General features: G+C 57.3%; 22 protein-coding genes. 12 read left to right on the top strand and 10 right to left on the bottom strand.

Annotated features, from left to right (window positions below):
* The first annotated feature begins 3 nt into the window (after positions 1-3).
* Positions 4-1,002: an adenosine deaminase gene (gene add, locus C1Y41_RS03970; protein WP_039384227.1), complete on the top strand. Its 999-nt coding sequence runs from the start codon at positions 4-6 to the stop codon at positions 1,000-1,002.
* Positions 1,003-1,038: 36 nt separating this feature from the next.
* Here add and C1Y41_RS03965 read toward each other — a convergent pair whose 3' ends face one another.
* From C1Y41_RS03965 to C1Y41_RS03945, 5 genes are all read right to left on the bottom strand, one after another.
* Positions 1,039-2,079, bottom strand: a complete 1,041-nt coding sequence (locus C1Y41_RS03965) for an oxidoreductase (RefSeq protein ID WP_071668789.1) — start codon at positions 2,077-2,079, stop codon at positions 1,039-1,041.
* Positions 2,080-2,144: 65 nt separating this feature from the next.
* Entirely contained in the window at positions 2,145-3,068 is a 924-nt protein-coding gene (gene araC / locus C1Y41_RS03960) for an arabinose operon transcriptional regulator AraC (RefSeq protein ID WP_104084808.1), read from the bottom strand.
* A 54-nt stretch (positions 3,069-3,122) separates the two neighbouring features.
* Positions 3,123-4,109, bottom strand: coding sequence for an L-arabinose ABC transporter permease AraH (araH, locus tag C1Y41_RS03955; protein WP_039384220.1), 987 nt, complete (start codon positions 4,107-4,109; stop codon positions 3,123-3,125).
* A 17-nt stretch (positions 4,110-4,126) separates the two neighbouring features.
* On the bottom strand, positions 4,127-5,647 hold the full coding sequence (gene araG / locus C1Y41_RS03950; protein WP_071668788.1) for an L-arabinose ABC transporter ATP-binding protein AraG: 1,521 nt from the start codon (positions 5,645-5,647) through the stop codon (positions 4,127-4,129).
* A gap of 58 nt (positions 5,648-5,705) precedes the next feature.
* Complete coding sequence (locus C1Y41_RS03945) at positions 5,706-6,689, bottom strand: arabinose ABC transporter substrate-binding protein (protein WP_104084807.1); 984 nt, start codon at positions 6,687-6,689, stop codon at positions 5,706-5,708.
* Positions 6,690-7,056: 367 nt separating this feature from the next.
* Between C1Y41_RS03945 and C1Y41_RS03940 the strand changes: the two genes are divergently transcribed.
* Together C1Y41_RS03940 and araA are read left to right on the top strand one after the other, a co-directional pair.
* Positions 7,057-8,742, top strand: coding sequence for a ribulokinase (locus C1Y41_RS03940; RefSeq protein ID WP_104084806.1), 1,686 nt, complete (start codon positions 7,057-7,059; stop codon positions 8,740-8,742).
* Between the two features lie 12 nt (positions 8,743-8,754).
* Positions 8,755-10,257: an L-arabinose isomerase gene (araA, locus tag C1Y41_RS03935; RefSeq protein ID WP_071668785.1), complete on the top strand. Its 1,503-nt coding sequence runs from the start codon at positions 8,755-8,757 to the stop codon at positions 10,255-10,257.
* A gap of 432 nt (positions 10,258-10,689) precedes the next feature.
* Here araA and yjfF read toward each other — a convergent pair whose 3' ends face one another.
* From yjfF to ytfQ, 4 genes are read right to left on the bottom strand one after another with little or no spacing between them, the layout of a single operon-like run.
* Entirely contained in the window at positions 10,690-11,676 is a 987-nt protein-coding gene (gene yjfF / locus C1Y41_RS03930; protein WP_039384209.1) for a galactofuranose ABC transporter, permease protein YjfF, read from the bottom strand.
* A complete protein-coding gene (gene ytfT / locus C1Y41_RS03925) occupies positions 11,673-12,689 on the bottom strand; it encodes a galactofuranose ABC transporter, ATP-binding protein YtfT (protein WP_104084805.1) in 1,017 nt (338 codons plus the stop codon). Before ytfT ends, yjfF begins: the two co-directional genes overlap by 4 nt.
* Positions 12,682-14,202, bottom strand: coding sequence for a sugar ABC transporter ATP-binding protein (locus C1Y41_RS03920; protein WP_071668783.1), 1,521 nt, complete (start codon positions 14,200-14,202; stop codon positions 12,682-12,684). Before C1Y41_RS03920 ends, ytfT begins: the two co-directional genes overlap by 8 nt.
* A gap of 54 nt (positions 14,203-14,256) precedes the next feature.
* Positions 14,257-15,213, bottom strand: a complete 957-nt coding sequence (gene ytfQ / locus C1Y41_RS03915) for a galactofuranose ABC transporter, galactofuranose-binding protein YtfQ (protein WP_071668782.1) — start codon at positions 15,211-15,213, stop codon at positions 14,257-14,259.
* Between the two features lie 619 nt (positions 15,214-15,832).
* Between ytfQ and ydgT the strand changes: the two genes are divergently transcribed.
* The 9 genes from ydgT to nth all read left to right on the top strand — a co-directional run bounded on the left by ydgT (position 15,833) and on the right by nth (position 23,082).
* Complete coding sequence (ydgT, locus tag C1Y41_RS03910; RefSeq protein ID WP_039384201.1) at positions 15,833-16,048, top strand: transcription modulator YdgT; 216 nt, start codon at positions 15,833-15,835, stop codon at positions 16,046-16,048.
* A 2-nt stretch (positions 16,049-16,050) separates the two neighbouring features.
* Complete coding sequence (locus C1Y41_RS03905; protein WP_039384199.1) at positions 16,051-16,494, top strand: DUF2569 domain-containing protein; 444 nt, start codon at positions 16,051-16,053, stop codon at positions 16,492-16,494.
* 123 nt (positions 16,495-16,617) lie between these two features.
* Positions 16,618-17,199 (top strand): electron transport complex subunit RsxA, encoded by a 582-nt coding sequence (rsxA, locus tag C1Y41_RS03900; RefSeq protein ID WP_094111270.1) that lies wholly within the window; start codon positions 16,618-16,620, stop codon positions 17,197-17,199.
* Position 17,200: 1 nt separating this feature from the next.
* The gene (gene rsxB, locus C1Y41_RS03895; RefSeq protein WP_039384193.1) at positions 17,201-17,779 is read left to right on the top strand and encodes an electron transport complex subunit RsxB; all 579 of its coding nucleotides are present in this window, start codon (positions 17,201-17,203) and stop codon (positions 17,777-17,779) included.
* Positions 17,772-20,054, top strand: coding sequence for an electron transport complex subunit RsxC (rsxC, locus tag C1Y41_RS03890; protein WP_104084804.1), 2,283 nt, complete (start codon positions 17,772-17,774; stop codon positions 20,052-20,054). Before rsxB ends, rsxC begins: the two co-directional genes overlap by 8 nt.
* Positions 20,055-21,113 (top strand): electron transport complex subunit RsxD, encoded by a 1,059-nt coding sequence (gene rsxD / locus C1Y41_RS03885; RefSeq protein ID WP_039384187.1) that lies wholly within the window; start codon positions 20,055-20,057, stop codon positions 21,111-21,113. It begins immediately after the preceding gene.
* 3 nt (positions 21,114-21,116) lie between these two features.
* Complete coding sequence (rsxG, locus tag C1Y41_RS03880) at positions 21,117-21,746, top strand: electron transport complex subunit RsxG (protein ID WP_039384184.1); 630 nt, start codon at positions 21,117-21,119, stop codon at positions 21,744-21,746.
* Positions 21,743-22,450, top strand: a complete 708-nt coding sequence (locus tag C1Y41_RS03875) for an electron transport complex subunit E (RefSeq protein ID WP_039384182.1) — start codon at positions 21,743-21,745, stop codon at positions 22,448-22,450. Before rsxG ends, C1Y41_RS03875 begins: the two co-directional genes overlap by 4 nt.
* Positions 22,447-23,082 (top strand): endonuclease III, encoded by a 636-nt coding sequence (gene nth, locus C1Y41_RS03870; RefSeq protein ID WP_039384179.1) that lies wholly within the window; start codon positions 22,447-22,449, stop codon positions 23,080-23,082. The genes C1Y41_RS03875 and nth overlap by 4 nt, the downstream gene beginning before the upstream one ends.
* 41 nt (positions 23,083-23,123) lie before the next feature.
* Here nth and C1Y41_RS03865 read toward each other — a convergent pair whose 3' ends face one another.
* Complete coding sequence (locus C1Y41_RS03865) at positions 23,124-24,188, bottom strand: mechanosensitive ion channel family protein (RefSeq protein WP_039385834.1); 1,065 nt, start codon at positions 24,186-24,188, stop codon at positions 23,124-23,126.
* Positions 24,189-24,447 lie beyond the last annotated feature (259 nt).

Genomic DNA, 24,447 nt, shown 5'->3' with positions numbered 1-24,447 from the left:
GCCATGATCGACCAGCAGCTTCCTCTTACCGATATTCACCGCCACCTTGATGGCAATATCCGCGCCCAAACTATTCTCGATCTCGGCCGCCAGTTTAATCTCTCTCTGCCCGCCAGCTCTCTTGACGCGCTGCGTCCCCACGTGCAGGTCACCGCGAACGAGCCCGATCTGGTGAGTTTTCTGCAAAAGCTCGACTGGGGCGTCAAAGTGCTGGGCGATCTTGACGCCTGCCGCCGCATTGCGCTGGAAAATGTCGAAGATGCGGCGCGTGCCGGTATTCACTATGCAGAACTGCGCTTCTCGCCGGGCTATATGGCGATGACCCATAACCTGCCGGTGGCGGGCGTGACAGAAGCGGTGATTGACGGCGTACGCGCAGGCGTGAAGCAGTACGGTGTGGATGTTAATCTGATTGGCATTATGAGCCGCACCTTTGGCGAAGAGGCGTGCCTGCGCGAGCTGGAAGGATTACTGGCCCATCGCGACGGTATCACCGCCGTGGATCTGGCCGGCGATGAGCTGGGCTTCCCCGGCAGTGAGTTCCTGAGCCACTTCAACCGGGCGCGTGACGCTGGCTTCCGTATTACCGTACACGCCGGCGAAGCGGCGGGTCCGGAGAGTATCTGGCAGGCGATTCGTGAACTGGGCGCGGAGCGTATCGGTCACGGCGTTAAAGCGATAGAGGATCGTGCGCTGATGGATTTCCTGGCTGAGCAGCGTATCGGCATCGAATCCTGCCTGACCTCAAACATTCAGACCAGCACCGTCTCCTCGCTGGAGAAACACCCGCTGAAAGCGTTTCTGCAGCATGGCATTCTGGCCACGCTGAATACTGACGATCCGGCGGTTCAGGGCGTGGAGCTGGCGCATGAATATGAGGTGGCGGCCCCCGCGGCCGGCCTCTCTGCGGCAGAGATCCGCCAGGCGCAGGAGAATGGCGTGGCGATTGCGTTTCTGAGCGAAGCGGAGAAAACGGCGCTGCGCCAGCGCGTAGCGGGCTAAGGCTGAACACGCGCCGCCGCTGGGCGGCGCGCAACATCAGCGTGGTGACATCGTCTGACGCTTCTCTGCAGACTGCAGACCCAGCTCAATCAGCTCCATGACCTGTATCGCCTCTTCAGCCCGCACCGGGTTCTGCCCCGTGCCGGCTATCGCATCGCGGATTGCCGCATAGTAGGCCGGATAGTTACCCGGCTGCGTCAGCAGCTCCTGCTCCACCAGCATATCGCCTTCTGCCAGCGTCAGCGTGCCGTTGCGCATGTCGTAGCCCCACTCCTGCTGCGGCGGTCTGGCACCCGATTTCAGACGATCCTCCTGCGGATCGAGGCCATACTTTACGTAGCTGCCACGCGTGCCGTGTACCACAAAGCGCGGTGACTCTGCTGCCACCAGCATGCTGGCGTGCAGCACCACGCGACGCGTCGGATAGGTCAGCACCGCATGAAAGTAGTCAGTGGTTTGCGCGCCAGGGCGCAGCTCTGCCATGTCCACGTTGATCGCCACCGGCATGCCAAACAGCTGCAGCGCCTGATCCAGCACGTGCGGGCCGAGGTCAAACCAGATACCGCTGCCCGGTCCTTTCATTTCGCGCCAGCGCTGGCGCACTTCCGGGCGGAAGCGGTCAAAATGCGACTCCAGATAGCGTACCTCGCCCAGCGTGCCCTCGCCGAGCAGCGTTTTTAGCGTCAGAAAATCGCTGTCCCAGCGGCGGTTATGGAAGACCGACAGCAGCAGCCCTTTCGATTTTGCCAGCTGATCAAGCTCACGCGCCTGCGAGAGCGTGACGGTAAAAGGCTTGTCGACGACCACATGCTTGCCGGCATTCAGGGCCGCTTTGGCCAGCGGAAAGTGGGTGTCATTGGGGGTGGGGATCACAATCAGCTGCAGGGTGGGATCGTCCAGCAGCGCCTGCGGATCGGCAACGACCTGTACAGAGGGCCAGTCAGCGTGCACTTTACCGGCATCGCTGCTGGAGATCGCTGCCAGTTCCATTTCAGCTGTTCCGGCGATTAAAGGGGCATGAAAGGTTTTACTGGCAAAGCCATAGCCTATCAGGCCGACACGTAGTTTATCGCTCATTCTCACTCCTTTTGTCATATACCCGACTGATTTAAGACGAATCAGCCGGTGAGAACAAGGCGGAATCAGCTGAAAGAGATCGCCCGGCCGGGTTCCGGCCAGTTCTGCTGCGCTTCAAGCGCGTCGTGCGCCTCCTGGCTGCGGCGGCGAAAATCACTCGGGCTGACGCCTGTGCGTTTGCGAAACACGCGTGAAAAGTAGAGCTGATCGTCATAGCCCACTTCCCGCCCCACGGAGGCGATAGGCTCCTGCGTGGTCTGCAGCAGCAGCTTGGCGCGGATCACCCGCTGATCTTCTCGCCAGCGCAGCAGATTGATGCCCATCTGTTCGCGAAACAGATGCGCCAGCCGCGAAGGAGATAAACAGACATGCCGTGCCACCTCCTCAATTTTGACTTCGCTGGCAAGATGGTTGGTCACGTACTGGCAGGCTTCAATCACGCGCGGATCGCGAATCTGCTGATGGCTGCGCGGATCCTCTTCCACCGCGCGCAGCAGCAGACGCTCCAGCAGGTTCATGGCCAGCTCTTCAGCAAAGCGGCGACCGGAATTGTGGGTCTGCTCAATACTGGCAAACAGGCGATCAAACTCGCCGCATAACGCTTCAGTCAGGCGCAGCCGGCCCACGCCCTGCTTCTGCTCCTGCCACTCCAGCCAGTCAATCCAGTAGGCGCGCGGCCGGAAATAGACCCAGCGATGGTGCCAGCACGGGCTGTCGGGCGACCGTCCATAATAATGGGGTGTTTTCGGCTGAAACAGCAGCAGATCGCCCGGCTCACAGTCAAAGGCGGATTCGCCGTCAAAAACCCGGCCTTTACCGCGAATGGTGAGGTTAAGAATATAGCCCTTCATCCCCAGCGGGCGGTCGATAAAAAAATCGAGCGGCTCCTGCGCGTTAATCGGCGTGAGTCCCGCGACCAGCCAGGCGTTAAACGGATAGCCCGGCAGCAGGGGGTTCTGTTGTTCACTGGGGGGTTCGCGATGGTACATAGTGCCCTCACTCTCTGCATGACGCGCGGCGCAACACCCGTTGCGCCGACGGAATCAAACGGCTCTGTTTTTCTGTTTGTAGCGATCGAAAATCACTGCGGCTAACAGTATCAGACCACGCACGACATACTGTGAGAATGGCGAGATATTCAGTAAATTCATCGCATTCTCTACGGTACCCAGGATCAGAACCCCTGCCACCACATATGAAATTTTACCGATGCCGCCTTTCAGCGAGACGCCGCCCAGCACGCAGGCAGAGATCACAATCAGCTCATAGCCCAGCGAGGTCATGGGCTGACCGCTGGTCATGCGCGAGGCCAGAATAATGCCCGCCGCCGCTGAAACCAGCCCGGAAAGGATAAAGATAATGATGCGGGTCCGCACCACCGGCACGCCGGCCAGCCGGGCGGCTTCTTCATTGCCGCCAATCGCCAGCGTGTTGCGGCCAAAGGTGGTTTTATTCAGCAGGAAGCCAAACGCGATCATGGTGGCAATCGTGAGCCAGATAGGCGCCGGCACCCCGAGCCAGTTGGCATAGCCCAGCGCAAAAAAGCGCTCATCTTCAATCCCTACCGCTTTACCGTCAGAGAAGATATAGGCCAGGCCGCGCACAATCTGCATCGTTGCCAGCGTGGTGATCAGGGCATTAATTTTCAGCCGGGCGATAACAAATCCGTTAACAAAACCGGTTGCCATGCCAAGCAGCAGCCCGGCAGCCACGCCAATCCACAGGCTTTCGGTCATGTTGATCACCACCGCCGTCACTACGCCGGCGCAGGCGATAACCGAGGCGATGGAGAGATCAAAGTCGCCCGATGCCAGGCAAAACAGCATGCCGCAGGCCACCATGCCGGACATCGACATCGCCAGGCCCAGCCCTTTCATATTGATAAAGGTGCCGAAGTTCGGCACAAAAATGGCGCAGACAATAAACAGCAGTGCAAAAACCACCAGCATGCCGAAATTATCCCAGATACGCCCCAGCTGCAGGCCGCTGCGCTGCACCGGTGGCGTGTTGGAAGTGGTAGATGAAGCCATTGTTGCTCTCCTGTACATCAGGCCACGGCGGCCGTTTGAGGGGTTTTCGGCATCGCCAGACTGAGCGTCAGCTGTTCGGTTGCCGTGTCGTGCGTCAGTTCTCCGGCAATTTCACCTTCGCGCATGACAATAATGCGGTCGGCGAGGCCCATGACTTCGGGCAGATCGCTCGATGCAAACAGCACCGCAATCCCTTTGCCTGCCAGTTGATAAATCAGGTTGTAGATCTCATGTTTTGCGCCAACGTCAATACCGCGCGTCGGCTCATCCAGCATGATCACGTTCATCTCTTCTGAGAGCCAGCGGCCCAGAATGGCCTTTTGCTGGTTGCCACCGGAGAGATTCATGATCAGCTGGTGCGGGCCAGGCGTTTTGATATTGAGCGAACGGATGTGGCTTTCTGCATTTTTCGCCTCCCAGCCGGGCCTGATCAGGCAACCCGCCGTGAGGTTATGCCGCCGCGCGCTGATATTGATGTTCTCCCGCACGGAGTGCACCGGAATGATGCCTTCCGCTTTACGATCTTCGGGACAGAGCATAATGCCCGCCCGGATGGCGTCGATCGGCTGACGGATCGCGAGCGGCCTGCCATCAAGTGAAACCGTGCCGCTACGCAGCTGCGTGGCGCCAAACAGCCCTTTCATCAGCTCGCTGCGTCCGGCGCCCACCAGACCAAACAGTCCTACAATTTCTCCGGCGCGCACGCTGAACGAAATGGGCATGCGCACCCCTTTCGCCTCGACCTGGTCGAGCTGAAGACGCACGGCGCCCAGCTCGCGGGGCGCATAGCCATAGATGTCACCCAGGTTGCGCCCGACCATCGCCTCGACCAGATCGTCATGATGGGTATTGGGCATATCCGTAAAGGTGCGCACATAGCGGCCATCTTTAAACACGGTAATCGCATCGCTCAGGGCAAAAATCTCCTCCATGCGGTGCGATACATAAAGCACCACCCGTCCTTCAGCGCGCAGCTGACGGATAACGCGAAACAGATGCTCAATTTCACGGGCTGAGAGTGAGCTGGTCGGCTCATCAAAGGCGATAATGCGGGCATTGCGCGCCAGCGCCTTGGCGATCTCCACCATCTGCCACTGCCCCAGCGACAGATATTTCAGCGGCATGTCGGGATCGATATCCATCCCGAGATTTTTCAGCTGCAGGCCCGCTTCGTAGCGCAGCAGCTTGCGGTTTACCAGGCCGCGTTTATGCGGCAGCTGGCCGAGATAGATATTCTCCGCCACGCTCATTTCCGGCACCAGGTGTAGCTCCTGGTAGATAATGGCTACGCCGGCATCCAGCGCCTCAACCGTATTACTGAAGCGCTTCGCCTCGCCTTTGATGCGGATTTCACCGCTCGTGGGCTGGTAGCTGCCGCTGAGAATTTTCAGCAGCGTCGATTTTCCCGCGCCGTTTTCGCCCATCAGCGCGTGCACCTCACCGGCGCGGCACTCAAAACCGATATCCTGCAGGGCTTTTACGCCAGGAAAGGTTTTGCTGATGCCATGAAAAGAGAGAAATGCCTGATCGGTCTCCATGGATACTCCTGATAGTGCCTGTCGGATTTCAGGTGCGCATAAATGCGCACCCTGTGCGTTACATCAATCCTTTCTTCGCCAGTTCGGTTTTGAAGTTATCGCGGGTGATCAGCACCACATCTGTCACCTCAGTAAATCTGGCGGGCTCTTCGCCTTTAGTGACCCAGTTGTAAAGCATCTGGCTGCTCTTATAACCGTGAACGTCCGGGCTGGGCAGCAGCGAACCATAGAAACCGGTCGCAGAGCCTTTAGAGAGTTCGCTGATCGCATCCACGCCGTTGATGCCGATACCGATCACATCTGCTGCTTTAAAGCCCTGACCTTCTGTGGCGCGCACGCCGCCCAGCACGGTGTTATCGTTCATACCGACAATCAGCCAGTGTTTGACTTCCGGGTGCTGCACCAGCAGGGAGTTACCGGCATCAAACGCGCCGGGGATATCGTTGGATTTGGTAGGAACCTGATAAATCTGCTTCTCAGGGAAGCCTGCTGCTTTAATGGCCGCCATAGAGCCGCCGGTACGACGACGCGCCGTATCCAGCTCGTTAGCAGTGATCGCCATTACCGCGGTCTCTTTAACGTCCCAGCCGCGCTTCTGCATCTCTTTATAGAGTTCCTGACCCTGGCGCTCGCCGATCTTCGTTGCCGCCATCATCACCAGCGGAACGGTCTCCATCGGCTTGCCTTTCGCTGTGACAAACTGGTCATCTACCGCGATTACTTTCAGATCGTAGCTGCGCGCTTTTGCCATAATGGCCGAACCGAGTTTGGGATCGGGGGTGCAGATGACAAAACCTTTTGCGCCGCTGGCCGCCAGGCTGTCGATGGCGTTAAGCGTTTTTTCACCATCCGGTACAGCAATTTTAATCACTTCAAAACCCAGATCTTTGCCCGCTTTATCGGCAAATTTCCATTCGGTCTGGAACCACGGCTCCTCTGGCTGTTTAACGAGAAAACCGAGCTTCATCGTCTCGGCGATAGCGGAATGTGACATAACCGCGGCGAGGCTGACGGCCGCCAGCGCTTTAGTGAATTTATGCATGATGCTCTCCGGCACAATGGTGTTTTATCGCTGTTATTAACGTTTTTGTGTAAACGCTACCATCTGAATTCTGCTTTCGTGTACAGCGCAAAATCAGCGCGTTAGCTCAAGAGTTGCTGAAAGGCTGTGCAAACGCTGGGCTAGTTGTAGCGAGAAACGCGGCGCAAAATGTAGAGCGGTATCACATAGCAAAACGAAGGCAAAAATATCCATATATTCAGCAAAATTAACCGGTGTCTGACTTTTGCGGCCGATCACACAACCTGTCCGATGACAGAAAAGTACATATTCTCAGCCGCTGATGACTAACGGCTTATGGCATTGCCTCGCAGGATAGAACCCAGATAACTCACACAGGAGAATCCCGATGGGTGCTGGCGCCATAACAATTGGGCTGGATTTTGGCAGTGACTCAGTGCGTGCGCTGGCGGTTGACTGCCACAGCGGCAAAGAGCTGGAAAAAGCGGTGGTCAACTATCCGCGCTGGGCGCAGGGCCAGTTCTGCGACGCGCACGCCAACCGGTTTCGTCATCATCCGCAGGACTATATCGATGCGCTGGAGCAGGCGCTGGTCAGCGTGATTCAGGCGTTAACACCCGCGCAGCGCGCAGCGGTTGCCGGCATCGGCGTGGATACAACCGGATCAACACCGGCCCCTGTCGATCGCAACGGCAATGTACTGGCGCTGCGTCCGGAGTTTGCGGCGAATCCCAACGCCATGTTTGTGTTGTGGAAAGATCACACCGCGATTGAGGAAGCTGAAGAGATCACCCGTCTCTGCCACAGCGGGCGCTTTACCGACTACACCCGCTATATCGGCGGCATTTACTCATCTGAATGGTTCTGGGCCAAAATCTTACACGTCTCGCGGGAGGATGCTGCCGTGCGGGAGGCGGCGGTCTCCTGGGTTGAACTCTGCGACTGGGTGCCGGCGCTGCTAAGCGGTACGACCGCCCCCGATAAGCTGCGCCGCGGGCGCTGCGCCGCCGGGCATAAATCGCTCTGGCATCCGGAGTGGCAGGGCCTGCCGGACGTGGCCTTTCTCAACGCGCTTGATCCGATGCTGACAGAACAGCTCGACTCGCCGCTGTTTACCGATACCTGGACCGCTGACCTGCCGGTTGGCACGCTGAGCGCTGAATGGGCTGCCCGCCTTGGGTTATCTGAACAGGTGGTCATCTCTGGCGGCGCCTTTGACTGCCATATGGGTGCGGTTGGTGCCGGTGCTCAGCCCTATACGCTGGTTAAAGTCATCGGTACATCGACCTGCGATATTCTGATTGCAGACAGCGAAACCGTCGGCGATCGTGCTATCCGGGGCATCTGCGGCCAGGTTGACGGCAGCGTCGTTCCCGGCGCCATTGGCTGTGAAGCGGGCCAGTCTGCTTTTGGCGATATCTACGCCTGGTTCAGCCGCCTGCTCGGCTGGCCTCTGCAGCAGGCTGCGCAGCGCCACCCTGAGCTGCAGCCGCAGCTGGCTGCGCTGCAGCAGGATCTGATCCGCGAACTCACCGAAGCGTGGGCCGCTAATCCGCAGCTCGATCATCTGCCGGTGGTGCTGGACTGGTTTAACGGACGCCGCACCCCGGATGCAAACCAGCGGCTGAAAGGTGTGATCACCGATCTCAACCTGGGCACCGATGCGCCGGCTTTGTTTGGCGGTCTGATCGCCGCCACCGCTTTTGGTGCGCGGGCGATTATGGAGTGTTTTGAACAGCAGGCGATCCCGGTAAAGAGCATCCTGACGCTGGGGGGAATTGCCCGCAAGTCCCCTGCCATTATGCAGGCGTGTTGCGATGTGATGAACCGCCCGCTGGATATTGTCGCCTCAGACGAGTGCTGCGCGCTGGGCGCGGCAATTTTTGCGGCCGTGGCGGCGGAAGTCTATCCCGATGTACCTGCCGCGCAGCAGGTGATGGCCAGCCCGGTTGCCGTCACGCTGCAGCCCGACGCACAACGCGTAGCGGCATATCAGCAGCTCTATCAACGTTATCAAAACTGGTGTGAGGCAGCTGAACCGCAGTACGCGCCGCGCACCCTATCCGCACAGTAAAGGAGTGGTTTAATGGAACAGCATAACGCACAGCAGGTGTGGTTTGTTATCGGTACACAGCACCTCTACGGCGCGGAAACATTGCGCCAGGTGGAAGAGCACGCCCGTCAGGTGATGGAAGGACTCAATCAGGCTGGCACGCTGCCGGTACCGCTGGTGCTGCAGCCGCTGGTTAAATCGCCGGATGAAGCGCTGGCGCTCTGCCGGGCAGCGAATCACGATAATCAGTGCGTCGGCATCATCACCTGGCTGCACACGTTTTCGCCGGCAAAAATGTGGATCGGCGGATTGAGCGTGCTGAATAAACCACTGCTGCAGTTCCATACTCAGTTCAACGCAGAGATCCCGTGGGACAGTATGGATATGGATTTTATGAACCTGAACCAGACCGCACACGGCGGCCGCGAATTCGGTTTCATCGGCGCCCGCATGGGACTGCAGCACAACGTCATCACCGGCCACTGGCAGGATCGCACCAGCCAGCAGCGTATCGGCCGCTGGATCAACGCGGCGCTGGCAAAACAGGCCAGCCAGCAGCTTAAGGTTGCCCGCTTTGGCGATAATATGCGGGAAGTTGCCGTAACCGAAGGTGATAAAGTTGCCGCACAGATCCAGTTTGGCTACGCCGTTAACGGCTGGGGCGTGGGCGACCTGGTCGAGGTGATCAATGGCGTCAGCGACGGTGACGTCAGCGCGCTGATCGATGAGTATGAAAGTCAGTATCTCTTCAGCGAGGCGGCAGCCGTTAACGGTGACAAACGGCAGAACGTGCTGGATGCAGCGCGCATTGAGCTGGGCCTGAAGCGCTTCCTGGAGGATGAAGGCTGTAAAGCGTTCACGACCAACTTCCAGACGCTGCACGGTATGACGCAGCTGCCGGGACTGGCGGTGCAGCGTCTGATGGGCCAGGGCTATGGCTTTGCCGGCGAGGGCGACTGGAAAACCGCAGCGCTGCTGCACATTCTCAAAGTGCAGGCGGGCGCACGTGCCGGCGGCACCTCCTTTATGGAGGATTACACGTATCACTTCTCTCCGGGCAACGATCTGGTACTGGGTTCGCACATGCTGGAAGTCTGCCCTTCCATTGCCAAAGAGGAGAAGCCGCTGATTGACGTCCAGTTCCTGGGAATTGGCGGTAAGGCCGATCCGGCGCGTCTGATTTTCTCAACGCCTGCCGGACGCGCGATCAATGCCAGCGTAATTGATCTTGGCGATCGTTTCCGCCTGCTGGTTAACGTAGTGGATGCGATTGAACAGCCTGAACCGCTGCCGAAGCTGCCGGTTGCCCGCGCGCTATGGCGCGCCCAGCCGTCGCTGGCAACTGCGTCAGAAGCGTGGATCCTCGGCGGCGGTGCGCACCATACGGTATTCAGTCAGGCGCTGGATCTGGAGGATATGTATCTCTACGGCGAACTGAACGGAATTGAAGTGATGGTGATCGATGAAGAAACCCGCCTGCCTGCGTTTAAGGATGCGCTGCGCTGGAACGAAGTTTATTACCGTTTAGCCCGCTGATTCCGATTACTGATCCAACGCTAAGCCGCGCATCGTCGCGGCTTTTTAATGCCTGAAATTCCCGGTTTAAAACCGGCCAGGGAGCCGATCTCGGCCAGGGGCGCATAAATGCGCCCCCTACGGGGAGAATGGTGATGCTGTGCTGTAGGGGCGGCATTTATGCCGCCCTGGTTGCAGCGGATACCTGATGTGTGAAGATTGGGCTCTGGCAACGAGCGAGAATGCTGGCAGGACGCCGGGTTCCTTTGCGATCGCCCCGGGCTTTACTGACCGTGGTAGTCGGCCAGGGGGCGTATAGCCCGGGAGCCGATCTCGGCCAGGGGCGCATTAATGCGCCCCCTACGAGGCAGAATGGTACTGAATGCGCCCCCTACGAGGCAGAATGGTACTGAATGCGCCCCCTACGAGAAAGAATGGTGCTAAATGCTTCCCCTACGGGGTGAGGCGTTTTACCGGGGCGTTTTGCTGGCGATCCCACATTACGGTTAACATGCGCTGCAGCGCGATAAAAGCAAACAGCAGGATGCCGATAGCAATCTTGGTCCACCACGAACTTAGCGTGCCGTCGAAATTAATCCACGTCTGGATCAGTCCCTGAATCAGTACCCCAAACAGCGTGCCGAGCACGGTGCCAACGCCGCCGGACAGCAGCGTACCGCCAATCACTACCGAAGCAATCGCATCCAGCTCTACGCCCAGCCCGGCCAGCGCGTATCCGGCGGAGGTATAGATAGAAAACACAATACCGGCCAGGGTCGCCAGCGTCGTAGAGAGCATATACACCTTAATGGTCGTCGCTCGGGTCGAAACGCCCATCAGCTGCGCCGAGGTAAGATTGCCGCCAATGGCGTATACCTGATTTCCGAACCGGGTACGGTGCGCCAGAATAATCCCTCCTGCGACCACCACCAGCATAATTACCGCCAGCAGGCTCAGCCGCCCGCCGCCGGGGATTTTCCAGGCCAGGCCTGACAGCGTGGCGTAAAGAGGATGATCAATCGGAATAGAATTCTCTGACACCAGGTAACTGCAGCCGCGCAGAAAAAACATCCCTGCCAGCGTAATAATAAACGCCGGGATCTTCAGCGCATCAATCAGCCAGCCCATCATGGCGCCAAACAGCGCCCCCAGCGCAAGAATCAAGGCAAACGCCAGCAGCGGATCAAGGTGGAAATCACCGATAATGCGGGCCAGAAACACGCCGGTAAAGGCGATTACCGCGCCAACGGAGAGGTCGATCCCGCCGGACAAAATCACAAAGGTCATGCCTACGGCGATAATGCCAAGAAAAGCGTTATCCGTCAGAATATTGCAGATAACCCGTGTTGATGCGAAGCCCGGAAACTGGCTCAGACAGAACAGATACCCCGCCACAAACACCAGCAGCGTAATCATCAATGGCAAATGACGCTTTATCATTTTGAACGCCTCCCCTTCAGCATGGCGATAAACCGCGGCGACTGCAGCAGCAGCACGCACATCACAACCACCGCTTTCACCACCTGGTTTAGTTCCGGCGGGAACCCTGACAACAGGATCCCGGTATTCATCGACTGGATAATCAGGGCGCCAATCAGCGACAGCACCAGATTAAAGCGACCGCCCATCAGCGAGGCTCCGCCAATCACCACGGCCAGAATGGCATCCAGCTCCAGCCACAGGCCGGCGTTATTGGCGTCAGCACCCCGGATATCAGCCGCGACAATCAGCCCGGCCACCGCTGCACATAAGCCGCTAATCACATAGGTCGACATCACCACCAGCCAGCCGTTAACGCCTGCGTTACGCGCCGCGCGCAGGTTGATACCTACCGCTTCGATAAACAGGCCCAGCGCTGTTTTGCGCGTCAGCAGCCAGACAGCCAGCGCCACCAGCAGCGTGATCCACACCGGCACCGGCAACCAGAGCAGCGAACCGCTGCCAAACCACGCCAGGCTTTCGCTGTTAAACGTCACGATCTGCCCCTGCGTAATCAGCTGCGCTACGCCCCGCCCCGCCACCATCAGAATCAGCGTGGCGACAAACGGCTGAATTTTCAGCAGTGCCACCAGTATCCCATTCCACAGGCCACATAGCAGACCGGTGCCGAGCGTTGCCAGCACAATCACGCCCAGGCTATGTCCGGCAACGGTCAGCGTGGCTGCGGTTGCGCCCGCAATAGCCATTACTGCGCCCACAGAGAGATCGATCCCGCCGGTAGCGATGACCAGCGTCATGCCCACGGCGAGCAGCGCTACCGGCGCGGCGCGGTTCAGAATATCGATCGGGCTGCCAAACAGACGACCATCCTGAATATGAATGGCAAAAAAGTTATTCGCCACCAGGCTGTCAATCAGCAGCACCAGAATCAGTGCCACAAGCTGTGGCATACCCGGAGGCAGCTTCAGCTTACGTCTTTCAGGTTTTGACTGTGTCATAGACGATTCAGGCATGTTGTGCACCTCCCTCGGCGATCGCGTTCACAATGGACGCCACGGAGAGCTGCTCGAGTGGGATTTCAGCCACCTGCTTCAGATCGCGCATAATCAGGACGCGATCGGCGTAGCCAACCAGCTCTTCCAGTTCAGAAGAGATGACCAGCAGCGCCAGACCATCCGCGCAGAGCGATTCGATCAAACGAATAATCTCAGCGTGCGCACCGACATCGATGCCGCGCGTTGGCTCATCCAGGATCAGAAACTGCGGTTTGGTCACCAGCCAGCGCGACAGCAGCACCTTCTGCTGATTGCCGCCTGACAGCAACTCGATCGGCTGGTCGGCATGCGGCGTACGGATGCCGAGGCTTTTAATGAAACGTTCGGCAATCGCCTGCTGCTCGCGACGCTTAATCGGACGCAGCCAGCCGCGCTGCGCCTGCAGCGCCAGAATAATATTCTCACGCACGGAAGCCGCACCAATAATGCCATCCGTTTTGCGATCTTCAGGACAGAATCCCATACCCAGGCGGGATGCCTGCGCCGGCGTGCGAATAGTCTGCAGCTTGCCTTTAATACGCGCGGTGCCGCGATCGGCACGCCGGATGCCAAACAGCACCTCTGCGGTTTCAGTACGGCCTGAACCCAGCAGACCCGCCAGACCCACCACCTCGCCTGGCCTGACCTGCAGGCTGAAAGGCTCAATGGTTCCTTTCCTGCCATAATCCTCAAACGCCACTACCGGCTGATCGCTGCGCAGGGTGCTGCCCTGTCGCTGCAGCGCGGTCTCCAGCAGCTCGCGCCCCAGCATCAGTTTAATCAGCTCTATCTGTGGTAGCGAAGCGGTATCACGCGTGGCGATAAACTGGCCGTTGCGTAATACGGTAATGCGGTCGGTAATACGGTACACCTGGTCAAGAAAGTGGGTTACAAAGATCAGACTCATGCCTCTGGCACGCAGCTGCGCCATGAGCGTAAACAGCATCTCTACTTCACTGGCGTCCAGACTGGCCGTAGGCTCATCCAGAATCAGTATCTGTGCCGACAAATCGACCGCGCGGCAGATAGCGATAATCTGCTGCATGGCGACAGAGTAATGTCCGAGCGGGCGCGTCACATCCAGCGCAAAGCCGTAATTGCGCATCAGTGTATCCGCATCACGGTTCATTTTCCGGCGATCGACCATGCCAAAGCGCTTTGGCTCACGGCCGATATAGAGGTTATCTGCTACCGACATATTTGGCAGCAGGTTAACTTCCTGATAGACCGTACCGATCCCGGCGCGCTGCGCATCCGCCGTACTGTGGGGCGTGATTGCTTCTCCGTTAAGGGTGATGCTACCGGCATCGCGTGAATAGACGCCGGTCAGCACTTTAATCAGCGTTGATTTGCCGGCGCCGTTTTCACCCAGCAGCGCCATAATCTCGCCTTTGCGGATAGTGAATGACACATTATCCAGCGCTTTTACGCCGGGAAATCCTTTACTGATGCCGCTCAGCGTGAGCAGCGGTGTATCATCAATGGTGCTCATCAGGCTCTACCTCGCTGATGTCAGCAGAGCCGCCCCGCAGGGCGGCTGCGGGGATCAGTAACCCATGTTTTTCTTTTTATCGAGTTCTGTCTGGGCATCCGCCGGCAGGAAGAGCTTCGACTCCGTTTTAATGATTTTAGGCGGCATGGTGCCATCTTTCTTAAACTTCTCAAGCGCATCAAACGCCGGGCCAGCCATATCCGGCGTCAGCTCGACGTTGGCATTTGCCTCACCGGCCAGCATCGCTTTATAGATATCCGGTACGCCATCGATTGAACCAGTCAGAATATCTTTGCCCGGCTTCAGGCCCGCTTCTTTTATCGCCTGAATGGCACCGATTGCCATATCATCATTGTGGGCATAGACCATGCAGATGTTTTTGCCGTTATTTTCAGCTTTAATAAAGCTCTCCATCACCTCTTTACCTTTACTGCGGGTAAAGTCACCAGACTGGGAACGGATCACCTTAATGTTGTTATGTCCGGCTATCGCTTCGGCAAACCCTTTTTTACGATCGATGGCCACACTGGCGCCGACCGTTCCCTGCAGCTCTACGACGTTACACTGCTTGTCGCCCACGGTTTTCACCAGCCAGTCGCCAATCAGCTTGCCTTCCAGCACGTTGTCCGCCGTCACCACAGCCATATAGAGAGATTTGTCCTTAACAACAATGGCGCGATCCAGCAGGAAAACCGGAATTTTGGCATCTTTTGCTTCTTCAAGTACCGGTTCCCAGCCGGTCTGCACCACCGGCGCGATGAAGATGGCGTCCACCCCCTGAGCAATAAACGAACGTACTGCTTTAATCTGGTTTTCCTGCTTCTGCTGACCATCAGCAATTTTCAGCGTAATGCCGCGCTTTTTAGCCTCGCTTTTTGCGACGCTGGTTTCGGCAGCACGCCAGCCCGATTCTGAACCAACCTGCGAGAATCCCACTGTCATATCAGCGGCCAGCACCGGCGTGCTGAGCGCGGCGCTCACCATGGCGGTCAGGAGTAAACGTTTCCACATAGTTTTCATTCCTCTGAAGGGAGTGTGTAGTCGGGGTACAAACGCAGATTAAGCCTGACGTAATTCAGGTAAAACTAGCGCGACATAACTCACAAAACAGAATGATTTAAAGGGGTTACGCCTAAATAGCATCATCAGCTCGCGGCAGGTTTATGGATAAAACAGCTGAGTTTTAATATCCGAAGGGGCAAATAACTGTAATAAACAGAACTGGTTAGATTTGAACGGGCTGGAAGCGATTACAACCGCTGCGTAAAGAATGGTTATGCTGTTGTTCATAAAGCAATAAGCAATTTTGTGATAACCCGCACACTCTATCAGCGGCTACGCTGGCTTAATTATTTTATTTTGCATTTAAGACTTAATTACCGGCGAAAAATAAATGCAATAAATGTTGCCGTTATCATCTGTTAGATTTTCTCACAGCATCGGAAATAAGGTGTCTGTGAAATAGATGTTTGGCTGTTATACCCCGAAACATTACTCAAAAAATCGCTGCTGATGAAGTAATTACTCCACCTGGTCTGAATTTTAAATTTTTTTAACACCGATATATAGACAGCAGCAGCGCGCTCCCTATACTTGAGCCTTCTTTCGTTCTTTCTGTTCAATGGCAATCATGACTGCGCTGGATTACCTGCTAAAATTTCGCAAAGTGAATAATCTTGAGAGTCTGGAAAAACTCTACGATCATCTCAACTATTCGCTGACTGATGATAATGACATCATCAATATGTATCGTGCTGCCGATCATCGCCGCGCTGAACTGGTCTCTGGTGGCCGATTATACGATCTGGGCTGCGTGCCTAAATCAGTGTGGCGCTATGTGGTTTAATTATGTCTGAATCTGTTCACTCACCGCGCATCGGGGGCTGGCTGTTACTGCCGCTGGCCTGGCTGATTATGACCATGCTAACCAGCGCGCTGGTTGTCGCGCTTTATCTGCGCCCCCTGTTTGACAGCGAGCTGCGTACCACGCTGTTTTCACACGCTAATCTGCTGTTATCACAGTGGCTGGTCTCCCTGCTGACGGCCGCTGCGGTCTGGCTCTACAGCATCTGGGTATGCTGGATATTCTGCAGACGTTCGCGACGCCTGCCACGGCACTACACCATCTGGCTGCTGATGACCGTCGTGCTGGCGCTGAAAACCTTTGCGTTCACGCCGGTTGCAGACGGCAAAGCGCTGCAGACCCTGCTTCTGACGCTGCTGGCCGCGGCCCTGTTTGTGCCCTACTTTAAGCGCTCCCGACGGGTTAAACAGACCTTCACCGCTCTGTAATGATGCGTTATTCGTCAGGAATTTAATTCTGCGTGCTCTCAGAGCTGCTCTCGCCGGGGTAAAGGTTGAGATGTAGCTCTCATTTCCGGATAATAAATGCCTTTAGGCTTCCCGGGTTAAACCATGACCGATTACTTGCTTCTCTTTGTTGGCACAGTGCTGGTGAACAACTTCGTGTTGGTCAAATTCCTCGGCCTTTGCCCGTTCATGGGCGTGTCAAAAAAACTGGAAACGGCCATTGGCATGGGGCTTGCCACTACGTTTGTTATCACGCTCGCTTCGGTGTGTGCGTGGCTGGTTAACCATCTGATTCTGATCCCGCTGGATCTGGTTTATCTGCGTACGATGTCCTACATCCTGGTAATTGCCGTAGTGGTGCAGTTCACAGAAATGGTGGTGCGGAAAACCAGTCCGTCACTCTACCGGCTGCTGGGGATCTTCCTGCCGCTGATCACCACCAACTGTGCGGTACTGGGTGTGCCATTACTGAGCGTTAATCTCAACCATACGTTTCTGCAGGCTGCGCTCTATGGCTTTAGCGCCTCGCTGGGCTTTTCACTGGTGATGGTGCTGTTTGCCGGCATGCGTGAACGTCTTGTGCTGGCTAACGTGCCGGCACCGTTTAAAGGTAACTCTATCGCCCTGATTACCGCTGGCCTGATGGCGCTGGCGTTTATGGGCTTTACCGGTCTGGTGAAATTCTGATATGACCGCTATCTGGATAGCAATCGCTGTACTCAGCGCGCTGGGGCTGATTTTTGGTGGCCTGCTCGGCTACGCTTCGCGCCGTTTTGAAGTTGAAGAAGACCCTATTGTCGAACAGATTGATGCCGTACTGCCACAAAGCCAGTGCGGTCAGTGCGGCTACCCCGGATGTCGTCCCTATGCGGATGCCGTCGGCAACAACGGGGAAGCGATTAACAAGTGCGCCCCGGGTGGCGAGCAGACCATGCTCAGGCTGGCGGAGCTGCTGAACGTTGAGCCGCAGCCACTCGATGGCGGTGCCGAAATCCTTACGCCGGTGCGCACCGTGGCGTGGATCGACGAAGAGAACTGTATCGGCTGCACCAAGTGCATTCAGGCGTGTCCGGTGGATGCGATCGTCGGCGCCACGCGCGCCATGCATACCGTGCTCAGCGACGTCTGCACGGGCTGCGACCTGTGTGTGGCTCCCTGCCCGACTGACTGCATTGAAATGCGCCCGGTCGCCACCACTCCAGCAAGCTGGAAGTGGGATCTCAACACCATTCCTGTAAAAGTGATCCCGGCAGAACATCATGCTTAATCTGTTAAATCTGTTTCGCAAAGAGAAGCTGTGGGATTTTCAGGGCGGTATTCATCCGCCGGAAATGAAAACACAGTCTAACGGTATGCCGCTGAGCACGCTGCCGCTGCCTGAACAGTTTGTTATTCCCCTGAAACAGCATATTGGCCATGAGGGTGAGATCTGCGTCTCGCCAGGCGATCGCGTGCTGCGCGGCCAGCCGCTCACCTTTGGCAGCGGACGCATGCTGCCGGTACACGCGCCAACCTCAGGCACTATAGAGGCTATCGCGCCACATATGACGGCGCACCCGTCCGGGCTCTCAGAGCTGTGCATTTTCCTGCGCGCTGACGGTGAAGATCGCTGGATTGAACGTGATGCGCAGCCCGACTACCGTGCGCTGAGCCGGGAAGAGGTTATCCGACGCATTCACAGCGCCGGCGTAGCGGGCCTGGGTGGCGCCGGGTTCCCCACCGCCACTAAACTGCGTGGCGGCCTGCAGGGTGTCAAAACGTTAATCATCAATGCCGCAGAGTGCGAGCCTTATATCACCGCTGACGATCGGCTGATGCAGGATTACGCCGCTGAAGTGCTGGAAGGCTGCCGGATCCTTGCCTGGGTACTGCAGGCGGAACGCGTTCTGGTGGGTATTGAAGATAACAAACCTGAAGCGATAGTTGCCCTGAAACAGGCGCTGCGCGGCGAGCGCGATATTGAGATCCGGGTTATCCCGACAAAATATCCCTCTGGCGGGGCCAAACAGCTGACCAAAATCCTGACCGGGCGGGAAGTGCCGCACGGCGGACGCTCAACCGATATTGGTGTGCTGATGCAGAACGTCGGCACCGCCTGGGCGGTTAAGCGTGCGATCGTTGATGGTGAACCCATCACCGAGCGCGTGGTCACGCTGACCGGCGACGCGATTGCGCAACCGCGCAACGTCTGGGGGCGTCTTGGCACCCCGGTAAGTCATCTGCTGCGTCAGGTCGGTTTTCAGCCGGGGCCGCGTCAGATGGTGATCATGGGCGGGCCGCTGATGGGCTTTACCCTGCCTTCCCTCGACGTGCCGGTTGTGAAAATCACCAACTGTATTCTGGCGCCTGCCGCCAGCGAAATGGCTGCGCCGCAGGAAGAGCAATCCTGCATTCGCTGCAGCGCCTGCGCCGACGCCTGTCCGGCGAAGCTGCTGCCGCAGCAGCTCTACTGGTATAGCCAGGGCGGCGATCATGAAAAAGCGCGCGCGCATAATATCGATGACTGTATTGAATGCGGGGCCTGCGCTTACGTTTGCCCGAGTAATATTCCGCTGGTTCAGTATTACCGGCAGGAAAAAGCTGAGCTGCGTGCCATCGATCTTGAAGCGAAGCGCACGGCGGAGGCTAAGGCACGCTTTGAGGCGCGTCAGGCGCGGTTAGAACGTGAGAAACTGGCGCGCGAGGCGCGTCATGAAGAGGCGAAGCAGCGCGTTGCACGCAGCGATAACGGTGAACGCGACGCCGCTGCTGCACGTATTAAGGCGCGTCAGGCGAAAACGCCAGAGCAGGAACTGGCCGAACGCGAAGCGCGTCACGCACAGGCGCTGGCACAGCAGGCAGCAACCCAGGCAGAGACGCAGCCGGTTACCCGTCAGACAGGCGACCCGCGTAAAGCGGCGGTGGAAGCCGCGATTGCCCGGGCGAAAGCGAAAAAAGCGGCTCAGCCAGAGAGCGAGACTGCGGCAGAGAGCGACCCGCGTAAAGCGGCTGTGGAAGCCGCGATTGCGCGGGCAAAAGCGAAAAAGGCGGCAACCGAGCGTCCTGAGGCCACTCCTGCTGCGATGCCAGCAGCAGAGGCACCTGAGCCGGTAACGGAAGACGATCCGCGCAAAGCCGCCGTCGCCGCCGCTATTGCCCGCGCCAAAGCGAAAAAAGCGGCCGCGCAGGCCACAACCGCAGACGAGCCGGTCGCCGCAACGCCTGCGCCGGCAACGGAAGACGATCCGCGCAAGGCCGCCGTCGCCGCCGCCATTGCCCGCGCCAAAGCGAAAAAAGCGACCGCGCAGGCCACAACCGCAGACGAGCCGGTCGCCGCAACGCCTGCGCCGGCAACGGAAGACGATCCGCGCAAAGCCGCCGTCGCCGCCGCCATTGCCCGCGCCAAAGCGAAAAAAGCGGCCGCGCAGTCGGAAAGCTCGCTGCCGCCGGCGGTATCCGCTGAACCTGAACCTGAAGACCCACGCAAAGCGGCCATCGCTGCGGCGGTCGCCCGTGCTAAAGCGCGTAAAGCGCAGCAGCAGCCTTCGACCACTGAGGAATAAATGGCCTTTCGTATCGCAAGCTCTCCCTATACTCATAACCGGCGCAGCACCGGTAACATTATGCTACTGGTGGTACTGGCGGCCCTGCCCGGCATGGCGGCGCAGTGGTATTTCTTTGGCAGCGGTTTTCTTATCCAGGTTGTGCTGGCTATTGCGACGGCGCTGCTGACCGAAGCGGCGATACTGCGGTTGCGCCACAGCGCCGTAAAGCCGGTGCTGGCAGATAACTCAGCCCTGCTGACGGCGCTGCTGCTCGGGATCAGCCTGCCGCCGCTTGCCCCCTGGTGGCTGATTGTTCTGGGCACCCTGTTTGCGATTCTGATTGCCAAACAGCTCTATGGCGGCCTGGGCCAGAATCCGTTCAACCCGGCAATGGTCGGCTACGTTGTGCTGCTGATCTCTTTTCCGGTGCAGATGACCAGCTGGCTGCCGCCCGATGCGCTGCAGGCGGTAAAACCGGATCTGATGGATTCACTCAGTATGGTGTTTCGCGGCCATACGCTGGCCGGCGATACCATGCAGCAGCTGCAGCTCGGGGTGGATGGCATCAGTCAGGCCACGCCGCTCGATACGTTTAAAACCGGACTGCGCGCCGGCCACAGCGCCGAAGAGCTTCACGCTCAGCCAATCTACGCCGGGGTACTGGCGGGACTGGGCTGGCAGTGGGTCAACCTGGGTTACCTGCTGGGCGGCATGCTGCTGCTGGCAAAAAATGCGATTCGCTGGCATATCCCGGCCAGCATGCTCGCCTCGCTGGCGGTATGCGCCACGCTCGGCTGGATCTTCTCGCCTGAGACGCTTAATACACCGCTCACCCACCTCTTTTCGGGTGCGACCATGCTGGGCGCATTCTTTATCGCTACCGATCCGGTTACCGCCTCCACCACTAACCGGGGGCGTCTGATCTACGGTGCGCTGATCGGTCTGCTGGTCTGGCTGATCCGCAGCTTTGGCGGCTATCCGGATGGCGTGGCGTTCGCCGTGCTGCTGGCAAATATCTGCGTGCCGCTGATTGACTACTATACTCAGCCGCGCGTTTATGGTCACCGGAAGGATTAAGGTATGATCGACGCTATTCGCAAAAACGCAGTAACGCTGGGGATGTTTGCAGTGGTGACGACCGGCGTAACCGCCGTGGTGAACTATGTGACCAAACCCACCGTTGAGCATCAGACTGCGCTGCAGCAGAAAAACCTGCTGGATCAGGTGGTACCGACCGCGCTGTACGATAATGCTATTCAGCAGGAGTGTTATCTGGTGCACAATGCGGCGCTGGGTAATGAGCAGCCGCATCACCTCTATATTGCCCGTAAAGGCGACAAGCCGGTGGCCGCAGCGCTGGAAAGTACCGCCCCCGATGGCTACTCCGGCGCCATTCAGCTCCTGGTAGGCGCTGACTTCAGCGGTACCGTGCTGGGCGTGCGCGTCATTGAACACCATGAAACGCCCGGGCTGGGTGATAAAATTGAGCTGCGCATCTCTGACTGGATCAACAGCTTTAATGGAAAACAGATTAAAGGGGCCGATGACCCGCATTTTGCCGTGAAGAAAGATGGCGGCGATTTCGATCAGTTTACCGGTGCGACCATTACGCCGCGCGCGGTGGTTAACGCCACTAAACGCACGGCGCTCTATATTGAAACGCTGCCAGCGACGTTGCGTTCGCTGCCGGAATGTGGAGAAACACCATGAGTGAAGCGAAAAATCTGCTGATTGGCGGTTTATGGAAAAATAACTCTGCGCTGGTACAGCTGCTGGGACTCTGTCCGCTGCTGGCGGTGACCTCCACCGCAACCAATGCCCTGGGGCTGGGGCTGGCCACGACGCTGGTGCTGACCATTACCAACAGTGCAATTTCCGCCTCACGCCGCTGGGTACCGGCAGATATCCGTATCCCGATTTATGTGATGATTATCGCCTCGGTTGTCAGCTGCGTTCAGATGCTGATCAACGCTTACGCCTACGGTCTTTATCAGTCGCTGGGGATCTTTATTCCGCTGATCGTCACTAACTGTATTGTCGTGGGCCGTGCTGAAGCGGTAGCGTCAAAAAGCAGTATCCCGCTATCCGCGCTGGATGGGTTCGCTATCGGTATGGGAGCGACCTGCGCCATGGTCACGCTGGGATCCATTCGCGAACTGATTGGCAGCGGTACGCTGTTCAACGGTGCCGATCAGCTGCTCGGCCCGTGGGCAACCTCACTGCGCATCGAAGTCGTGCACTTTGATTCACCGATGCTGCTGGCTATGCTGCCACCCGGCGCCTTCATCGGTCTGGGTATGCTGCTGGCAGGAAAGTATCTTATCGATCAGAAAATGAAACAGCGCGCCGCGCTGCGCGCTGAAGCGGAAGCTAAAACAGTGGCTGCGCCAGGTGAAATCGGGAAAGCGGTGTGAATAAAGAGAAGCGCCTGCAGATCCTGACCCGTCTGCGCGATAACAACCCGCATCCGACCACTGAGCTGCAGTTCAGCTCGCCATTTGAACTGCTGATTGCGGTACTGCTTTCGGCTCAGGCGACCGATGTCAGCGTGAACAAAGCCACGGCCCGGCTCTATCCGGTCGCGAACACCCCGGCGGCCATGCTGGCGCTTGGCGTCGACGGCGTCAAAGAGTACATCAAGACAATCGGGCTGTTTAACAGCAAAGCGGAAAACGTGATTAAAACCTGCCGCATATTGCTGGAACAGCATGGCGGCGCGGTGCCGGAAGATCGGGCCGCACTTGAGGCGCTGCCGGGTGTCGGGCGTAAAACCGCTAACGTGGTGCTGAACACCGCCTTTGGCTGGCCCACCATCGCCGTCGACACGCATATCTTTCGCGTCAGTAACCGCACGCGTTTTGCGCCGGGTAAAAATGTGGAAGAGGTTGAAGAGAAACTGCTTAAAGTGGTGCCTGCCGCGTTTAAGGTCGACTGCCATCACTGGCTGATTCTGCACGGGCGTTATACCTGCATAGCACGCAAGCCGCGCTGCGGCGCCTGCCTGATCGAAGACCTGTGCGAATACCGTGATAAGACGGAGATCTGAGCGCGGTGCCGGGGTCAGCGGCACCGCATTCTCCTGTCTGTTTACGCTTCCGGATGGCTCAGCGTAGCCCGTACATGCGGCAAACACTGCGGATAGTGCTGCTGAATAAACTCAATCATCTTTTCCCGCACGTAGCAGCGTAAGTCAAACGCGGTAGGCGAGTTATGTGCCGTCATCAGCAGCCTGATCGTCATGGTTTTTTCGGTTGTTTCCGTTACCTGCAGCACCTGCGTTTCCCGATCCCAGAGCCGGGTTTCATTGAGCACCTTCTCAAAATGCTCGCGCAGCGGTTCCAGCGGCATAGAGTAATCAAGATAAAGAAAGACGGAACCTAAAATCTGTGCGTTATTACGCGTCCAGTTCTGGAACGGATTTTCTGTAAAGTAGGTTATCGGCAATACCAGCCGGCGCAGATCCCAGAGACGCACCACAACATAGGTCAGATTAATTTCTTCAATCCAGCCCCACTCTTTTTCTACCACCACCGCATCATCAATTTTTATCGGCTGCGTAAATGCAATCTGAATACCGGCAAACAGATTGACCAGCGATTTCTGTAATGCAAAGCCAATAATAATACCGGCAACGCCTGCCCCGGCGAGAATCGTCGTGCCAAACTTACGCACACCCGGAAAGCTAAGCAAAATCAACGACAAACAGAGCGTTACCAGCACAACAATCACAACTTTTTTTACATACATGATCTGCGTGCGGATTTTTCGCGCGCGCAGATTATTTGAGATATTAATGTCATAACGGATAAAGAGCATGTCCTGCGCGACATTGATCATCCTGATCATCAGCGAGCAGAAGGATAATATAATAAAGATGTGCAGAGCGGCATTAATAAAGCCCAGCGACTCCGGCTGAATATTCACATAATCTACGCCGGCGCTGATGAATAACAGCGGTAAAATAAGAAACATCGAGCCGCGCAGATGTTTTTCGAGAGATTTAAACAGTTTTTTATCCCGTCCCTGCCAGTAACGAATCAGGCTGAGAAGGATATATCGCGCCAGAAAGCCCATTGCGAGCGACAGTGTGACGAGTAATACAGCAGGCACCCATTGCGGAGCACCAGATAACTCACCCAGTATCAACGGCATCATCTTCCCTCATGGTTTACTGACGGCACTGCACCGCCAGTACGCTGAACATCTGGCCGGTTTCACGCCGGCCCCCGGAATTGTACTGACATGAGTATATGAAATTTATGATAAACCGCGTCTGCCCACGGCTGTTTATTCGTCTGAAAGGATGAGTTGATGTTTCAGTTAAGCCGTGAACAGCGTTCAGCGCTGGCTGGCATCAGCGTTTTCGTTCGTTCCCTCAATAAAAAGAGATTTGCTGCACGAACAGCGCGCC

It is taken from the genome of Pantoea sp. ICBG 1758 (genome assembly GCF_002928325.1).
Taxonomy (GTDB): domain Bacteria; phylum Pseudomonadota; class Gammaproteobacteria; order Enterobacterales; family Enterobacteriaceae; genus Pantoea; species Pantoea eucrina.
This window is presented reverse-complemented; position numbering and strand designations above follow the sequence as displayed.

Coding starts and splice junctions, on each gene's coding strand:
- add (WP_039384227.1), top strand. CDS start 4: ATGATCGACCAGCAGCTTCCTCTTACCGATATTCACCGCCACCTTGAT.
- C1Y41_RS03965 (WP_071668789.1), bottom strand. CDS start 2,079: ATGAGCGATAAACTACGTGTCGGCCTGATAGGCTATGGCTTTGCCAGT.
- araC (WP_104084808.1), bottom strand. CDS start 3,068: ATGTACCATCGCGAACCCCCCAGTGAACAACAGAACCCCCTGCTGCCG.
- araH (WP_039384220.1), bottom strand. CDS start 4,109: ATGGCTTCATCTACCACTTCCAACACGCCACCGGTGCAGCGCAGCGGC.
- araG (WP_071668788.1), bottom strand. CDS start 5,647: ATGGAGACCGATCAGGCATTTCTCTCTTTTCATGGCATCAGCAAAACC.
- C1Y41_RS03945 (WP_104084807.1), bottom strand. CDS start 6,689: ATGCATAAATTCACTAAAGCGCTGGCGGCCGTCAGCCTCGCCGCGGTT.
- C1Y41_RS03940 (WP_104084806.1), top strand. CDS start 7,057: ATGGGTGCTGGCGCCATAACAATTGGGCTGGATTTTGGCAGTGACTCA.
- araA (WP_071668785.1), top strand. CDS start 8,755: ATGGAACAGCATAACGCACAGCAGGTGTGGTTTGTTATCGGTACACAG.
- yjfF (WP_039384209.1), bottom strand. CDS start 11,676: ATGATAAAGCGTCATTTGCCATTGATGATTACGCTGCTGGTGTTTGTG.
- ytfT (WP_104084805.1), bottom strand. CDS start 12,689: ATGCCTGAATCGTCTATGACACAGTCAAAACCTGAAAGACGTAAGCTG.
- C1Y41_RS03920 (WP_071668783.1), bottom strand. CDS start 14,202: ATGAGCACCATTGATGATACACCGCTGCTCACGCTGAGCGGCATCAGT.
- ytfQ (WP_071668782.1), bottom strand. CDS start 15,213: ATGTGGAAACGTTTACTCCTGACCGCCATGGTGAGCGCCGCGCTCAGC.
- ydgT (WP_039384201.1), top strand. CDS start 15,833: ATGACTGCGCTGGATTACCTGCTAAAATTTCGCAAAGTGAATAATCTT.
- C1Y41_RS03905 (WP_039384199.1), top strand. CDS start 16,051: ATGTCTGAATCTGTTCACTCACCGCGCATCGGGGGCTGGCTGTTACTG.
- rsxA (WP_094111270.1), top strand. CDS start 16,618: ATGACCGATTACTTGCTTCTCTTTGTTGGCACAGTGCTGGTGAACAAC.
- rsxB (WP_039384193.1), top strand. CDS start 17,201: ATGACCGCTATCTGGATAGCAATCGCTGTACTCAGCGCGCTGGGGCTG.
- rsxC (WP_104084804.1), top strand. CDS start 17,772: ATGCTTAATCTGTTAAATCTGTTTCGCAAAGAGAAGCTGTGGGATTTT.
- rsxD (WP_039384187.1), top strand. CDS start 20,055: ATGGCCTTTCGTATCGCAAGCTCTCCCTATACTCATAACCGGCGCAGC.
- rsxG (WP_039384184.1), top strand. CDS start 21,117: ATGATCGACGCTATTCGCAAAAACGCAGTAACGCTGGGGATGTTTGCA.
- C1Y41_RS03875 (WP_039384182.1), top strand. CDS start 21,743: ATGAGTGAAGCGAAAAATCTGCTGATTGGCGGTTTATGGAAAAATAAC.
- C1Y41_RS03865 (WP_039385834.1), bottom strand. CDS start 24,188: ATGCCGTTGATACTGGGTGAGTTATCTGGTGCTCCGCAATGGGTGCCT.